The organism is Frankia sp. CcI49 (assembly GCF_001983215.1).
In the GTDB taxonomy this organism is placed as follows: Bacteria; Actinomycetota; Actinomycetes; order Frankiales; family Frankiaceae; genus Parafrankia; species Parafrankia irregularis.
Map to the genome: position 1 here is coordinate 79917 of NZ_MOWP01000012.1, position 15928 is coordinate 95844.

The window sequence follows — 15928 nt, forward strand, 5'->3', positions numbered from 1 at the left end:
TCATCGGGCCCTTTCGATCGCCTGGATCTCGCGCACAGCCACCGGAACCTCGGCCACGGTCGCCATCGGTGGAAGCGTTCCGGTCTGGCCGTCGCTGGCCGCCCAGGTGACCTCCCAGTCGATGGAGACCCGCGCCGCCCAGACCCCGCCGGGCGCGATCGACGACGCGTCCGCGTAGGTGTAGGAGCAGGCAGGCGGATGCTCCGGCTCGCGTGCGCCGGATTCGTAGACCTCACCCGGCCCGGGACAGGTCACCGCCCGGGCGCCGTCTCCCGGCTCGAACCGCAGCGCCACCGGTGTCGCGGTCACGGTCAGCGTCGCCTCCGGCGTCCGCGCCGACGCGTCGACGGGCGCCCACTGGCCGGGAACGGCGAACCACAGCGGGACGTGCACGACAGCGGGCGTCGTGGTGAGGTCCGGTGAGAAGTGGCCTCGCGGGGCGGGGAGCCGCCGGCGGACCTCTTGTGCGAGCTCGGCCGCGACGGTGCCGTGGTCCGACACGTGAACCCACCGCCACTGGGCGATCCGCCCGGCGCAGACCCGCGCGTACAAGCGGGACCGTGTGCCGTCACGCTCCACCCGTTCCACACCGACGAGCGTGATCGACTCCGGTCGGAGCGTCCGTGTCTCCTCGACCGCCTGATAGCTGGTGACCCAGTGACAGTCCGCCGGGGCGGTCGAGGATCCCGCTGGCGCGCCGCCCACGCTCGCGGCCGTGCCTTCTATGGCGCTGACAATCGCCCGGTCGATCTCGTCCGTGCCCGCATAACCGGATATGGATCCCCRCCCGTTTCCCCACCCCAGCTGCGCCGCGTCGGCCACGGCAGCGGAATGCAGGAGGAAAAGCAGGGCGGCACCGGCCGTCACGAGGGTTCGCGCGGCGGACACCCGTTACGTCCTTTCCAGGTGTCCGTCGTCCTGACACTGTCGATCTGCCACACGTCACGACGCACCCAGGTGAAATCGGTACGCTCGCTCAGCAGCAGATCATTGACGATGATCTCCGAGCCATCGGGTGCACGCTGCCGTGCGTCGAAAAGGACACCGTCGTCGTACCCGCACACCGTGGCCACGGCGATATCGACGGTTCCGGGCGGCACCGTGATCTTCTCGATCACGTAGTACGTTCCCGGGCCCGACCGGCCGGCGAAGGCACGGTCGGCGAGGTTGGCCAGCCACTGGACGACGTCGGCGCGCGGCTCGGCCGTGAGCGTGTAGCTCGCGAGCAGGGCGTCCACCCTCGCGTGGTCCTGAGGATCTGCCAGCGCGGAGAGAAACGAGGTGAAGTACTTCTCCTGCGCCGCAGTGACTTCCGCTCGCACCACCGAGACCGGGTCGGGGCTTGGGGCCGGGTCTGGGCTCGCGGAGGGATCGAGACGACGGGCGAGCAGGGACGCTCCCGGCGGGTCTGGATCACGGCCGGTCGCAGGGTCGGATCCGCCGCAGCCGGCAGCGAACACGAGGAGAAGGGAGAGGAGGACAGGGAAAGGGGACCTGGTTGCGAGTCGGGGGTAAGGGCTCGCGAAAGTCATCGTTACCTCCGGAATACTGCTCCGGAATTCGGCACCCGCGGCGACACTGCAAGGCAGCAGGTCGCACAGGTGGCAACAACATCATGAAATGGGTGGGCGTAGGGCGTGAGCGAGTGAACTCGAAGGCGGAAGTATTGATCCGTCAGGACTGATCGATAGGCGAGATGCGGTTTCGTGCCGGCACATCCTTGCTACCACAGGGCATCCGCGAAGGAGAAGAGCCCACCACCAACTTTCTCAACGCACCCCCAATTCGCTAGAGGATTACCCCTCGCCATCGAACGCGACTCGGGTGCGACTCGGGTGCGGTGAGCGCTGGTGACGGACCATCCGGACGCGTGCGAGCCGCCTTATAGGTAGGAGCGCTCGCCGGCCCCACCGCCGGCCGACCGCTCCCCCGCCCTGAACCGCATCGAAGGAGCGCCCGTGCCCCGCACCCCTGAAGTCCGGCTCACCAGCCAGGACAACACCACTCTCGGCGTGCGACCGTCGACCGGATCACCCACGACGGAGCCGACCGTGCAGCTCTCGATCAGCACGTCCGACGGCACCGCGTCCATCCAGCTCACCGGTCACAGCGTCCGTGTCCTCCTGGCCGTTCTCGAGGGCTACCTCGACGATGCCGCTCCCGCGAGCCCGGAAGGCCTTCCCCGCGTCGCTTTCGGACCGAGCGCCGAGCAGCAGCCCGAGAGCTCACCCACGGCGGGCCAGATACCCGTCGGCCCGGCGTCCCTGGCCGTCGTGCCCGACCCGCAGGAGCGGCTCGCCGCCCAGATCGCCGTCGACGGTGCCGTCGAAACCCGGCGCCAGGCCGCGACCCGGCTCGCGACGGTCCACTGCCAGCACGCCGCCTACGCCGTCACGGTCACCTACCCGGAGGCGGCCTCGATCGTCGTCGACATCTCCAGCCCCCGCGAGGACGGCCTGACCATCGCCCGCCTCCTCGAGATCCTCGACAGCGCCGGCATCCCCGTGGACCTGCCGATCAGCGAGACCCTCGCCGGCGCCACGTACTGGGCCGTGACGACCGTCGTCGAACAAAGCATCGAGGCCGCTCTCGCTCTGCGCTCCGACCGGCTCCCCTGGGCCGGCCAGCACACCCTCACCCTCAGCGACTTCGCCACTTGGTAGGCCCGCCGTGCCCCTGACCGACCAACCCACGCAGCCACCAACCGCCGCCGAGCCGGTCCCCGACCCGCGCAGCGGCCAGCCGGCATCACAGCCCCAGCAACGCGGATCTCGCGCGGACCGCCCGCCAGACCACCCGAACGGTTACCCCGCCCCCGCCGGCTCGGCCCCTGCCCGGCCGAACCTCTGGCGTGACGGCGAACGGTGGATCCGCATCGCCACGGTCCTCGCCGTCCTCGCCGTCGCCGGCATCGCCGCGATCGTCTCCTACCGGCACATGCGCGCAGTCGCCCTCGCCAACGGCGAAGATCACATCAGCTCCTCGATCATCCCGCTCGCCGTCGACGGACTGATCATCGCCGCATCCATGACGATGCTCGCCGACAGCCGCGACGGCCGCAAACGCTCAGCGCTCGCCTACGGGCTACTCACCCTCGCCTCGGCCGCAAGCCTCGCCGCCAACGTCATGCACGCCCAACCCACCCTGCCAGCCCGCGTCATCGCCGCCTGGCCGAGCGCGGCGCTCATCGGCGCGTACGAACTCCTCATGGCGCAGATCCGCGGCGCGGTCGGCGCGGTCGGCGCGGTCAGGGCACGTGGACCGGCTGTCCAGGGCGCGCCAGTCAGCTCCGCATCGGCGCGGCCCGCGCCGAGAGCACAGATCGCTGGCACGGCCCAACTGGCGCCGGCCGCCGCCCTCCACGCGGAAGACGCGCCCGGCTGCGCGCCGGGCTCTCCCTCACCACTGGCTGATGCCGTTCCCGTCGGCGCCGGCACGGACGCATCAGTCATCCCGATCCGGCCAGGGAGCAAGAAGTACCAGCTCCGCCAACTCCTGGCCCGGCTACCAGCCAACGACCCACGGTCGGTCTACGCCCTCGCCAAGGACCTCGCCCCCCGCATCGACCTGCACGAAGGCACGGCACGCCGCTACATCGCGGAGATCAGGAGTAGACCTGAGCCCAAGCCAGCGTAGAATCCGTTGGAATTTTTAGTCAATCCGCCGACGCGAAACCGATTCCTCGACGGGCCTTCCGGCGTCCGCGAGGTGAAATTTCAGGTTGCCCCCAAAACACATCAGGATGCGCCGAGAGCGCGCGTGAATCGACCCAGACCGAAACTTGACCATTCCGACGACCCGACATAACGTCGACGACGAAAGCGGCCCCGGCCGGGTGCTACCAACACCCGAACCGAGGCCTAACCACAACCCTGCACGCACACAGGAGCCGTGGCTAAATGACTAGTCTGCCATCCAACGATCCGCCCCCCTGGCGGACCCCCGACCCGAGCGCCCAGCCGAGGATCCTCCTGCGCGAGAGCAAGAACCACGACCTCGAGGTGATCATGCGCCCAGGCGCAGACGCCAAGCTGCTTGCGCTGCTACTCAACGACTTCCCGCCCGGCGCGTCCTTCGTCGAGTGCTTCGGCGATGTCGACGTCATGCTGCTCTTCCGGCCACCGGGCTCGGCAGGGGTGAACGCCGTTCCGGGCCCCGACCCCTTCCTGCTCCCCGCCACCGAGTAGCGGCCAAGGCCAGCATCACCTGTGGGGGTTCATTCCGATCAGAGATCCGGCGCGGAGCCCCACAACAAAATGGGGCTTGTACAGGTCCGGGGCGCTCCCCCGGACCTGTAGGTCACATGGATCCAACGTCACCTGGAATCAAATTCAGATGCGTGCACCCTTTTCCTGGTTGCAGCGGCGACATAGGAGCTGGAGGTTATTGACGCTCGTCGCGCCGCCAAGGCTATGGGGAATCACGTGGTCGAACTCCAGATACTCGGTGGCTTGGCACTGCACGCAGGCAGCGCCGTCGCGTTGCCAGACGGCGGCCTTGACGTCGGGTGGGATCGCGCGGGTGTCTCGCTGGCCTGGGGCGAGGACGAGTCTTTTCGCGACGCGGAGCGTTCCCGAGAGCACGGCCGCGGCGTACTCCGGGTCCGACAGCAGATAGGTGCCGCCGCCGCGGGATGACGTCGAGACCTCCACCCCGCGGCGACTCGGCGTGACCGTGTGGATCTTCGCCCAGGCGGTCTCGCTGCCGCCGGTGCCCGAGGAGATGAAACGCAGCTTCTTACTCGACGCGATGAGCCGGCCGGGGGTCTGGCGCGGACCGGAGGCGAGCTGGCGGACGTGAGTCGCCGGCACGTCCAGGTGCATGATCTCGTCCGCTTCCAGGTGCAGCGACGGGTTCTGGATCTGGGGCAGGTCACCTTCCCGGAAGGCCGACAGCATCCGCCCTCGTTCGAGCCGGACGCGCATCCGGTCCACGGCTCTGTCCTGAATGTTCAAGACGGCAACCGCGGCATGGAAACCGGCCAGTTCGTCCTGCTCGATGACGCCGTCAGCGAAGGCAAACGCGACAAGGCGTTCCAGGTGGGCCAAACCCGCCTTCCGGAAGACGTCGCTGGCACGGCTCTCGGGCACTCTCTGGAAACGTAGCTCCGCCCACTGCCGGTCCAGCACCGCCGCGGTGACACCCTCGCGCGCGAGTACGTCGGCGAGCTGCTGCTGCCACTGAGTCAGCACCCTGCGGATGCGGGCCTCGCAGTCCGTGCACCGCGCGGTGCCCAAACCGAGCCGCTTACGTTTGGCGGCACCACAACCGCCACAGTGCGACTCAGTCTCCTGCCAGACCGGCGTGCGGTGCTCGGCCCAGGCAGCCCCGTCCCACCAGCGCAGCGACGACGGGTCCGCCGGGTCGGGATACCAGTCCGGGCGTGACCCTCCAACCGGGGCGGAGGCAGACGGCTGGGACCGTCCGGCGGGCACCGGTGCAGCCGTGTCCGCCGGTGCGGGGTCCGATTCGTCGTCGACCTGGATGCCGTAGTTGGTGGCCAGGCCCGCCAGGCCACTGTCCCAGCCCTGACCGACCGCGCGGAACTTCCATCCGCCGCCTCGCCGGTAGAGCTCGCCGAAAACCATCGTCGTCACCGGCTGAGTCAGACTCGGGACAAACTGGGCGAGCAGGTCACCAGGCGTTGTCAGGATGTTCAGGCGCAGCTCGGCGATGTCGGGGAACGTTCCGGTGTCCACCGAGCCGGCAAGCACGATCGTCTCGATGTCGCGTTCCACCTCCGGGAGCGCCGCCATGAACGAGCCGGCGCTGACCTCGACCGCGCCGGACGGATGGACCGGCTGGTTGAAGAAGACGAAGTCCGCGTCGGAACGCACCTTGCCACTGCTGGCCACGAGGACCGCGCAGACGTCCACCTCGGGCCCGCCCCGCCGGTCCAGTTCCAGCCGCACCGGCCGCGCTGGCACCTCCATGTTCGCGCCCGCGCGCAGGCTCAGGTCAACGGCCATCGGAACTCCCCCGGCTCTCGGTTGCTCGGCGTCCACCGCTCGCGGCGGCGCGCCGTCAGCAGTATGCAACCTTCGCGTCCGGAACCCGAAACCTCCCCGCCATGGTGTCGGGCCGCGAGGCGTTCTCCGTCTCGCGCACGCTCGCTGCCAGCGGCACCGAGCACCGAGGGACGAGCGCGCGGTAGCCAGAGGAGAAAATCGGCTGCGGGCTAGTAGGACTTTGTTAGGTTTTTGATCGTCTGGTTTCGGGGTGCGGATCCGGGTCTGGTTGGCTGCCTGCTGTGACACCCGAGGAGATGGCGGCGGTGCGGCCGGTCGTGGAGGAGTTCACGGCGCGGATGCTGGCGGATCTACCGCGCAGGGACCAGCGGGCGAAGGGCGAGCTCTACGTCCGTGGGCTGATGCTCGACGGGAAGCGTAAGAGCCTGCAGCCGATGGCGGAGCGGCTCGGGGTCGATCATCAGGGGTTGCAGCAGTTCCTGCGGAACTCGACCTGGGAGTACAGCGAGGTCCGCCGCCGCCTGACCGGCTGGGCGGTCGAGTTCATCGGGCCCGAGGCACTGGTCTTCGACGACACCGGTTTCGCGAAGGACGGCCCGGCCTCGCCCGGGGTGGCACGGATGTATTCCGGCACCCTGGGGAAGGTCGGGAACTGCCAGGTCGGGGTGTCCGTGCACGCGGCGACGGACTGGGCGTCCGCGGCGTTGGACTGGCGGCTGTTCCTACCCACCAGCTGGGACGACACCGGCCTCACCGACCCGGACGAGGCGTCCGCGGTGCGGGCTCGCCGTGCCCGGGCGCAGATCCCCGACGTCGCACGGCACCGGGAGAAGTGGCGCCTGGCGTTGGACATGCTCGACGAGGTCCGCGGCTGGGGCGCCCCTGCCCGGCCGGTGCTCGCGGACGCTGGCTACGGCGACTCGGCCGAGTTCCGCCAGGGTCTCACCGACCGGAACCTGGTCTACGTCGTCGGCGTGACCCACACCGCGACCGCGCACTCGGCCACCGCCGAGCCCGTGTGCGCGCCGTACTCCGGCAACGGCCGCCCACCGGTACCGGCTTACCCGGAGCCGCCCGCGACGCTGAAAGCACTGGTCCTGGCCGCGGGGCGGGGTGCGGCGCGGTGGGTGACCTGGCGGCGCGGCACGCATCACGGCCCCGGCAACCCGACCGCGGCGATGCGCTCACGGTTCGTCGCGCTGCGGGTCCGCCCCGCCGCCCGCACCATTCCCCGCGACGTCGACCGCCGACTGCCGGAATGCTGGCTGCTCGCCGAATGGCCCCCAGGAGAACCCGAACACACCGACTACTGGCTGTCCACCCTGCCCCCGGACATCCCGCTCCGCCGCCTGGTCCGGCTCGCGAAACTACGCTGGCGAATCGAACACGACTACCGCGAACTCAAAGACGGCCTCGGACTCGACCACTACGAAGGACGCTCCTTCGACGGCTGGCACCGCCACGTCACCCTCACCTGCCTCGCCCAGGCCATCTGCACCCAGCTGCGCCGCACCCCAAAAGCCCCTGCGCCGGCCTGACCCTCTACGGAGTCCTCCGCACCCTCCAGACCCTGCTCAACGTCTGGACCGGCGCCTGCCGCACCTGCCACCAACCCTACGAACCGTTACCAGCCAACCTGGCCGGAGTCACCTAACAAAGTCCTACTAGCTCCGGGCGGTTTCGGATCGTCGTCAGCGGTCGGCCCCAGTTGGTGGACGCCGGGTCGCGATCAACGTGCTGGCCGAGTACTCAGAGCGGGAGCTGTTCCTCCGGGGCGTTCGGGAACTTGCCGGGCTCGACCAGCACACGCACATCGTGCCGGTCCGTGAATACCAGGGGCCCGGTGCAGTTACTGGCCACGGAGAATCAAGCAATGATCATTTTGGGATTTTCGTCCACCCTCGCGATGGACGGTGGAACTCGTCGCCACTGCCGTTGACCACCGCATCGGTGGCCGGGAGGTCGTCCGTGAGGCCGAGTGCTTCACGGACATCGACCGTGAGGACGCGGTACAGACGTCCGTACCGTTGGACGGGGCAGGGAAAGTCTCCCGTGCGGGCGAGGGAGTAGGYAAGAGTCCGTCCGATCTTGAATGCCCGCGCGGCGGTCGGGAGATCGATCACCGGGGGAAGCGCCCGGATCTCGTCGAGGGTGAGAGGTTCCATCAAGACTCCAACCGGTAGCAGCTCCGCCTTCGGTCCGACGATCTGGGTGGGGGCAGGCCGTATTCAGGAATGCCCGGCCAACGCTCACAAGTACGGCTTTCCGCGTCTTGGACGTCATTCGGGATGGTGACCGTGAGGCGTGGGCCCGAAGGCTGGATGAGCGGCGCGGCGTTCGTGGGCGAGGCGGTGGGCGCGGATCCAGGCCGCGGCGGCGAGCTCGGCGGATTCGGGTTCGCCCCAGGTACGCACCAGCCTCCAGCCGGTCAACGTCTCGCGAAGTTCGTAGATCTCCCCGCTGGTCCGCACGGCCACGACCCCGGCGACCGCGAGCGTTCTGAGCATCGGTTGGCTATCGCGAGCGCCGGCGGCGAGCTGCAGGTTCAGCGCCTGAGCCGCGAGCACGACGAGAGGTCGTTCGAGCTGTGCGTCGGGGCCAGATCGGGTGACCGCGTCGGGAATGTGAACGATCTTGGGGCTGCCGAGAGCGGTGATGTCCCAGCCGGGCGTGGGATGCGTCATGGTCCGTCCAGGTCAGGGCCGGTCGGGGCGGCGGGTGGTGGCGGTGACGGGCTGCTGCGGATGTCGGGGAGCTCGTCGAGGTGGAGCGCAGCCAGGGCGGCGAGGGTTACCGGCGCCTCGGTGCCGTCGACCCCACGCACCAGCGGACGTAGATCGCGGACGAGATCCCTGGTGGGCCTGGCGAGTGCGGCAGCGAGGCCGTCGGCGTCGACGTGAAGCCATCCGAACCGCGGGTCGCCGACGGTCGCGGTGTCCCCGTGCCAGGTCAGGCTCACTGTCGCCGGCGGCTGCGCCGGTTCCCGCCAGGCACGCTCCGGTGGGGCACGGCCGGCACCGGCACCGCTGACTCGTGCGACGTTGTCGATGTTGGTCTGCCAGACCTGTGCGGCCAACGCGGCCTGCGCGGCGGCGTAGGCCGCGTCCAGGGTGGGAAACGGGCCGTGCACGACGATGGCGTGGCCCTGGGTGGCGTGGAGATAGCCCCACCAGTCGTGGATTCGGCTTATCGCCGGATTGGCCGGTCCCTGGATCCCGCCCGGACGCGGACCTCGCGGGGGGAGCTGGGGACGGCTGATGGTTCGGAAGCTGACGACGTCCCCGATGTCGGTGACCGTGGGCAGCTGCAGGCCTCGGCCATGTGGTGGGCGGGGCCATTCCAGATGGGACCAGCCGTTGGGATTTCCCGAGTCTGGCCAGAACGTTGCCGCGTGCACCGTTGAACCGGGTGGCGGTCTGAAGGGGAGATCGAGCAGGATGCCGCTGGGGTGCAGCCGGGCGACTTTGAGTCTCGGTTCGAGGAGCACGTTGCTCGCGTTCGTGCCCGTGGGCGGATCCGGCAGGGGTTCCGACCGGTTGGCGTCAGGTGTTGCTGGCCCGCCGGCGGGCGGCGATGACGGGCCGGCGGCACCCGCGGGTGGCGTGTTCGGTGCCGGTGGCGGGGTCGTCATGGTGCGGTCGCGTGGGGGACGAACTGGTCTGCGAGGTTGGCGGGTGCGCCGGGGTCGGCCGTCGGGGGCAGAACGGTTGGCCGCACAGCACCCGCGGGGCTGACGATCGTGCCCCTCGGGCCGTCCGCGCGGCCCGCGAAGAGATCGCTGTCGGGTGTCCACTGGTAGGAGCGGATCTGGTCGCCACCGACAACGGGCACCGTGGACGTCACCGTGCCGGTGAGGAGCCGCCCGTCCGGAAGACGCACCTCGACACGCTCGCCGACCTGATACGGCCCTGCGCGGTCAGCGACGAGCCCGACGATGTCGTCCCGGCAGCGCGTGAGGAAACCACGCTGCCGGGCGTTCAGCGGAACGTCCGCCTCGGGGTACAGGAGCATCTGGACCAGTCCGCGTACCGTTTCGCTGCTACGCGCCTCTGTGCCGACGGGAACCTCGATGTCGTCACCGGCGAAGATGACCTCGCCGTTCAGGCAGAGCCGATACGTGAGCCCGCGGCGCCCGGCTGTGACTGCCTGTCCCAGTTCGACGATGTCGATCTGATACGTGTCGCCGGGGTTCCGGGAGCTCGCGGTTTGCCAGCGCAGTTCGACGCGGGACTGTTCCAGTGATTCGGCGTAGGTGATCGGTGATCGTCCCGGAACCAACACGGTGGCTGCGGCCGGCGGATGATCGACGGGTCCGTGGTGCTGCGGTTCCCCGGGGGGCACCTGGTTCTGGCCGTCTGCGGCTCTCTCACCGAGACGCAGAATCGCGGTCCCCAGGCGCAGTGCCCGGTGGATGTCATCACCCAGCGGGAATCCGAGTTCCTGCTCGAGTCCCCACGCCGAAGCGGCAACGACGGTCGGTCGCGTTGCGTCAACGGGTGCCGGAGATCGTTCGTGCCCGTGGCCAGGTCCCAATCGGCGGTGAACGGCTCCTCGGAGTCGGCTTTCCCGATCAGCGCCGATGAGCCACAGCCCACTGCGGGTCTCGATCATCACGGGTGTGTCCGCGGTGGCCGCGATCGCGGCCACGTCTGGCACCCATCCCGACGGAGCCGCGCCGGGCTCCCGCCTCGCGGGACCGCCGGCAGAAGCCGGGTCGGCTGCCTGCTGAGGAGAAGCAGGCCTGTCTTCAGGTGGGACGGTCACGGCGCGGCCCGTCCACCGCGGAACGCTGGCGGTTGCCCGGTCGCCAGTCGGATGAGGGTGTTGTCCCGGAACCAGTACCGGCCGCGCAGGTGGACGGGTGGAAGTGTGCCGTGCAGCATCAGTGCCTCGCCGGGGGCGACCTGACGCAGCAGTGAGGGTGGCAATAGCTCAAGGCGGGTTGGAGCTTCGGATAGACCTTCCCGGCCCCCGCCCGGGGCGGTGTCGGTGGACAGAGTGCGTGCGGCGACGTGCTCCTGCCCCAGGAGGACTCCGACGTAGTCCAGGGTGGATCGATCCGATATGCCGGAGAAGAAGATCTTCGTTGTGGCGTTGGCGACGATCACGTCGGCTTTCGTGCCGTAGGCGGCGTCGATCTGGGCTTTGCTCTGATATAGCAGCATCAGCTGGATACCCATGCCCGCGCAGGTGGAGATCCTGCCGGGCAGATTCCGCATCGGCCAGTTGCCGGCCTCGTCGATGACAACCAGCAATGGAGGATCGAGCGGCTTTCCGGTCCGTCCGACCTGGGCATAGACGGCGCGGATCAGGTCGTCGACGACTCCCCCGAGCACCGGAGCGAGCCGCTCCGCATCGTCGAGGTCCGCGCACAGATACAGGGTGTTGTGGGCCAGCCGGTTCCCCTCGGCGTTGCTGTGACCTCCTTCGTCCGAGTCACGGTCAGCCGTGTCATCGTCGTCGCTCAGTCCGTCGAACCACCAGTCATCGTCCTCGTCCCCCAGGCCGCCGGTGGAGGTGCCGAGCAGCCAGGCGAGGTCGATCGTGGATCGCTGTGCGGAGCGTGCCACCGCCGGCTCCTGCCAGGGACGGATCATCTGCCGGGCGACGAGGAAGACCGACGAGATCTGCTTGGGGTCGGTCTTCCACACGGCGGTGAGAGCCGCCAACACCTGCTCCGCGTCGTCCCGCACATCCGGGTCCTCGTGGAGCGTGAACGCCTTCACGAGATGCAGCACACCGTCGCGTTCCAGGGAGGTGACCCACTGGACGACGGTGTCCATGCCGAGCCCGGCGGTGGCCGCGGCCCAGAACAGATTGGCGAGCAGGTCCTCACCGGCCGCGGTCCAGAAGCTCATATCGCCGGAGCCGCCGGCCGTCCAGTCCGTGCTGTTCGCGATCGACCGGGCCGCGGGCCGAGCACCCGCGAGACTGAGCGATTCGGCCAGCGGCGACCAGTGCGCCGACGTCTCGCCGGTGATGCCCGTCGGGTCGAACACCCGGACCTCGCCGATGCTGTGCCGCCGCTGCACCGTGGCGCCCATCAGGTCCTTCTTCACCGACAGCGCGATGACCGGGCCTTCCCATTCCAGGATGGCCGGCACGGCACACGCCGCTGTCTTCCCGCAGCGGGTCGGGCCGATAACCAGGACCGTGCCACGGTCACCGCGCCGCTTCTCGGCCTGGCGCCGAAGGAAGCGAGGGATCGATTCCGGCAGCGGGCGGGACGAATCCTCCGTCGCGAGCAGCCGGGAGACGAAACCGCCCCGCGTCCGTCCCAGGATCATCCGGCCCGGTAGCGGCCGATCCACCCACAGCGGCACAAGGTCCCAGACCCCGGCGAACCGCGCCTCCGGGTCCAGGCCCATCCGCCGCCGGCGCGCGACTCCCACCCGGCGTTGCGCCAGCAGGCACACCGCGACGCCGATCAGCACCGTCACGGCAATCGGAAGCAGTGACGCGCACCAGTACCCATACGGTCCAGGGAGCTGTGCGGCCACCTCTGCCGGCCACGCACTCGCCGGATCCGTCGGGTGCACCATCAGCCGCGGTATCGCGAGCAGGACCGTTCCCAGCCCGACGGGGATCGGCTCGTGCGTACCGAACAGCACCGCGGCGGCCTGCATACCCGCCCACACACCGCCCGCGGCGGTGAGCACAACGACGGCCGCGAACAACAGCGCCGTCTCCGGGATCCACCCGGGCTGCGGCCCGCTCATCCGGCCACTCCCCCGGCCACGGCCCGCACGTCGACACCCAGCGCCGACCGAACCGACCGGACGGCAGCGGCCCGCCGCAGGCGGACCGTCCGGTCCGTGATTCCCTCACGCTCGGCGACCTCCGCCTGGCTCCGGCCGTTGATCGTGAGATCGACCAGCAGCCGCACGGCCGCCGGATCCGTCCCCGCGGCGTAGGCCTCGGCCAGCACCTCGAGCAGGTCCGCACCTGGCCCGGCACCCCGGCCGATCCCGGGATTGGGTCGGCCATCCAGACCCGCGGAAACGACCGGCAGCACCTGCGGGTAGAAGGTGCTGCGCTCCATGATCGGCACATACCCGAAGGCGCGGTAGGTCGAGTCGCGGGCGACGTTCACCGCGATCTTCCGTGGTCTGCGCTCCAGCGGATACCCGCAGATCACCTCCCACCCCGCCGCCACCAGCTCCACTAGAACGTCACCGAAAGCCACATCGCCACGAGCCCCGCCCGAGGACGCAGAGCGCGCACGGCGGGCAGCTGTGACCACCAGCGCCGGCAGCACCCGCTCCAACACCACCCGGACCGCGGCACCGTCACCGGCCCTCGCGTGCGCCACCAGCGCGGCCAGGCGCCCGTCGGCCACCTCAACCGGCACCGACCGGTCCCGGCCACAGGCATCGAGCAGGCCCGCGACGGAAGCGCTGTGCCCGGCCAGCGCCGGATCGGCCTGCCACCGGCGCAGGCCGTCCGCGGCCTCAGGCCCTCGCGACCAGCGTTCCCAGTCCATCCGCCACCGGCGTAGCTCGGCGGTCCGCGGCACGAACCGCCCACCGCCCCACCCGGAGCCCGTTTCCTCTGTCGTCATGGGACGGGACGGTCCGCGACGTCACCATCTGGCAGCACCTTCGCCAAGCCTTCGCGGACGTCATCGCGAAATCCCCGACATCGACGACACCCTCACGAGATCATTGAAGTGGTCATCACGCCGTACGTCCCCGGTGCGGTTTCCGGATCCACCCAGGCCGTTTCCACAACGAGACGATGACCGCCCCCTCGTGCGGAGGAACCCGGCTCATGGCCCCCTTCGACCGCGACGCCATCCTCGACGCCACGGATATCGCCGCCCTGGCCAGCGAGAAATGCGGCACGCCGCAGGGCAGCGGACGTCGGGCCCGCTGGCATTGTCCGAACCCAGCCCATCCCGACGAGCATCCGTCCATGGGCATCTACCAGAACCGACGCGGCCAGTGGAGATGGAAATGCCTAGCCTGCGGTGAGGGCGGCACCGCCATCGACCTCATCATGATCACCGAAGGCTGCACGGTGTTCGAAGCGCTTCATAACCTCGCGGACCGCACCGGCCTTCGGCATGCCGCACACCCCGCTGCCGCACATCGAGCCGTCCGCTCAGCTCGCGGGATCCACGCGCAGGAACGCACCGCCCCCGCGCCTTCAGAACCCGAGGCGAAGGCCAGTCCGACGGCGCGCGGCTCCCGAAACCGCGACCTTGAGACCGCGACTGCCGTCGACCCCGCCGTCGCTGCTTTGGCCGCCGAGGCCGAGGAACTCCTCTGGCGTCCCATCGGCCGCGGAGCCCTCCGCTACCTGCACGACCGCGGTTTCACCGACGAGATCCTCTGCGCCAACGGCGTCGGCTTCGACCCCGGCCCCAACCAGCTACCCCGACCCGACGGACTTCCCCGCTCCGGCCCCGGCATCGTGTTCCCGGTCCGCGATCCCGTGCATCACAGCGTCACCTACTACCAGGTCCGCTACCTCAACCCGAAGGCCTGGCGCCGCTACGACCAGCCCACCAGCGCCCGGGCCCCCAACCCCCGCCTCGCCCGTCTCGCCACCGCCGGCCCGCCGAATCCTGGCATCGCCGTCATCTGCGAAGGTTTCCCCGACGCCCTCACCGCAGCCCAGAACGACCTCACCGCCATCGCACTCCTCGGCACCGCGCACGCCAGCAGCACCGGAGCCCCCGACCTCGCCCAACGCCTCATCAGCGAGCTCCCCGACACGACGTTCGTCATCTGTTTCGACGACGACACAGCCAAGGGCACGGGGAAGCTGGACGCCGGACAGGCCGCCGCAGCCCGCCTCGCCGACGAACTCGCCCAGCACGACACACTCGTCCTGAACATCCAGCCACCCACAGGCACCAACGACCTCAATTCCTGGTGGCAGAAAGATCCGAACACCGTCAAGAACACCCTACGCAGCATCGCCTCCGACTTTTCCTGCAAGTTCCCTTCCCTTGATTGGTCACCAGCGTCCTCCATCCCGTCCACCTGATCCCCGGAGGCCGCCAAAACCAATGATCGCCCTACAAGCAGCTTGGTCGATGCGGCACCTAGGGTCTGGTTAGACCCGGGGGGTCGGACAAGCTGCACGCCGATGCTGGCGATGAGCAGGCCGGATGGATAGCTGTGCCGCGCATCGGATTGGTGACGGTTCGCAACAAACTGACCTGCTGTGAGCACACACGGGGCTGGGAGACGGCTGCCGAGCCGGACGGAACGCACAAAACAGGTGTGATCGGCCGCGATCCATGGAGAGGGTGTTAACGCTTAACCTGTGTGGGCACGTCTATCCGCATGAGGGGGAACTGTGGCGGCTGCGTTGCCTACCGGCGCTGCTCGCGGTCGCGTTTACCGGAGTCGGGCAACCACTTCACCACCCCCATGGCCCTGCTCACATAGGCCCCACCCCGCCGTTGTGGACATATTCGGCTATCACCACGCCGCCGGATGGGACCTGGAGCGCCCTACGCATCTTTGGATTGCGACCGATGACCGGAGCTCTCGCGCTGAGCGCGGTGGAACAGTCACTCGTCGACCACGTCATCCGCGGCGGCGTCCTCAATCTCGCTCTCGGACAGACCGTCGACGAAGCGGCCATGCGCACCTGGGACGACACCCACAACATCCGCGCCGTAGTGCTGCGTGACATCCTGCGCGGACGGCTCGCTGCTAACCCTGACCTGCACGGGCTACAGCTGCGCGCGGCCAGGATCGTCGGACGGCTTGACCTGGAATACCTGACCACGTCCGTCCCTCTGGATCTCACCGAATGTCTCCTCGATGACGGCCTCATCGCCCGCTACGCCCACCTGCAAAGTCTTAGTCTCGAGACCTGCCGGATCGGAGCCTCCAATGAGTCATGCCTGGCCGCCGATGGCCTGCAGGTCGACCAGGACATGTCTCTGGTTGGCATGACCGGCAACGGCGCCGGCAACGACGCCAACAACGGCGGAGCGG

13 protein-coding genes and 1 pseudogene are annotated in these 15928 nt (G+C 69.3%); 6 read left to right on the top strand and 8 right to left on the bottom strand.

The window, feature by feature from the left end; translation table 11 throughout:
- Both CcI49_RS11735 and CcI49_RS11740 read right to left on the bottom strand, forming a co-directional pair.
- On the bottom strand, positions 1 to 888 hold the full coding sequence (locus CcI49_RS11735; RefSeq protein WP_076826406.1) for a hypothetical protein: 888 nt from the start codon (positions 886 to 888) through the stop codon (positions 1 to 3).
- Complete coding sequence (locus tag CcI49_RS11740; protein ID WP_131831066.1) at positions 864 to 1322, bottom strand: hypothetical protein; 459 nt, start codon at positions 1320 to 1322, stop codon at positions 864 to 866. The genes CcI49_RS11735 and CcI49_RS11740 overlap by 25 nt, the downstream gene beginning before the upstream one ends.
- Positions 1323 to 1958: 636 nt before the next feature.
- Between CcI49_RS11740 and CcI49_RS11745 the strand changes: the two genes are divergently transcribed.
- The 3 genes from CcI49_RS11745 (at position 1959) to CcI49_RS40480 (ending at position 4187) form a co-directional block, all read left to right on the top strand.
- A complete protein-coding gene (locus tag CcI49_RS11745) occupies positions 1959 to 2663 on the top strand; it encodes a hypothetical protein (RefSeq protein WP_076826411.1) in 705 nt (234 codons plus the stop codon).
- Between the two features lie 7 nt (positions 2664 to 2670).
- Positions 2671 to 3636, top strand: coding sequence for a DUF2637 domain-containing protein (locus CcI49_RS11750; RefSeq protein WP_241840017.1), 966 nt, complete (start codon positions 2671 to 2673; stop codon positions 3634 to 3636).
- Between the two features lie 263 nt (positions 3637 to 3899).
- On the top strand, positions 3900 to 4187 hold the full coding sequence (locus tag CcI49_RS40480) for a hypothetical protein (protein WP_076826413.1): 288 nt from the start codon (positions 3900 to 3902) through the stop codon (positions 4185 to 4187).
- A 144-nt stretch (positions 4188 to 4331) separates the two neighbouring features.
- Here CcI49_RS40480 and CcI49_RS11760 read toward each other — a convergent pair whose 3' ends face one another.
- Positions 4332 to 5969, bottom strand: coding sequence for a TerD family protein (locus tag CcI49_RS11760; RefSeq protein WP_076826416.1), 1638 nt, complete (start codon positions 5967 to 5969; stop codon positions 4332 to 4334).
- A 296-nt stretch (positions 5970 to 6265) separates the two neighbouring features.
- On the opposite strand from CcI49_RS11760, the gene CcI49_RS11765 reads away from it, so the two are divergent.
- Complete coding sequence (locus tag CcI49_RS11765; RefSeq protein WP_076826459.1) at positions 6266 to 7507, top strand: IS701 family transposase; 1242 nt, start codon at positions 6266 to 6268, stop codon at positions 7505 to 7507.
- A gap of 741 nt (positions 7508 to 8248) precedes the next feature.
- On the opposite strand, the gene CcI49_RS11780 is transcribed toward CcI49_RS11765, so the two are convergent.
- The 5 genes from CcI49_RS11780 to CcI49_RS11800 form a co-directional block, all read right to left on the bottom strand.
- Positions 8249 to 8653, bottom strand: coding sequence for a hypothetical protein (locus CcI49_RS11780; protein WP_076826422.1), 405 nt, complete (start codon positions 8651 to 8653; stop codon positions 8249 to 8251).
- Positions 8650 to 9600 (bottom strand): hypothetical protein, encoded by a 951-nt coding sequence (locus CcI49_RS11785; RefSeq protein WP_076826424.1) that lies wholly within the window; start codon positions 9598 to 9600, stop codon positions 8650 to 8652. The genes CcI49_RS11780 and CcI49_RS11785 overlap by 4 nt, the downstream gene beginning before the upstream one ends.
- Positions 9597 to 10250 (bottom strand): hypothetical protein, encoded by a 654-nt coding sequence (locus CcI49_RS41485; protein WP_131831067.1) that lies wholly within the window; start codon positions 10248 to 10250, stop codon positions 9597 to 9599. Before CcI49_RS41485 ends, CcI49_RS11785 begins: the two co-directional genes overlap by 4 nt.
- 479 nt (positions 10251 to 10729) lie before the next feature.
- Positions 10730 to 12688: a type IV secretory system conjugative DNA transfer family protein gene (locus CcI49_RS11795; RefSeq protein ID WP_076826428.1), complete on the bottom strand. Its 1959-nt coding sequence runs from the start codon at positions 12686 to 12688 to the stop codon at positions 10730 to 10732.
- The gene (locus CcI49_RS11800) at positions 12685 to 13530 is read right to left on the bottom strand and encodes a hypothetical protein (RefSeq protein WP_076826431.1); all 846 of its coding nucleotides are present in this window, start codon (positions 13528 to 13530) and stop codon (positions 12685 to 12687) included. The genes CcI49_RS11795 and CcI49_RS11800 overlap by 4 nt, the downstream gene beginning before the upstream one ends.
- Positions 13531 to 13739: 209 nt before the next feature.
- On the opposite strand from CcI49_RS11800, the gene CcI49_RS11805 reads away from it, so the two are divergent.
- Together CcI49_RS11805 and CcI49_RS11810 are read left to right on the top strand one after the other, a co-directional pair.
- The gene (locus CcI49_RS11805) at positions 13740 to 14963 is read left to right on the top strand and encodes a toprim domain-containing protein (RefSeq protein ID WP_076826433.1); all 1224 of its coding nucleotides are present in this window, start codon (positions 13740 to 13742) and stop codon (positions 14961 to 14963) included.
- 496 nt (positions 14964 to 15459) lie between these two features.
- Positions 15460 to 15928, top strand: a pseudogene (locus CcI49_RS11810) (hypothetical protein); the annotation flags it as partial.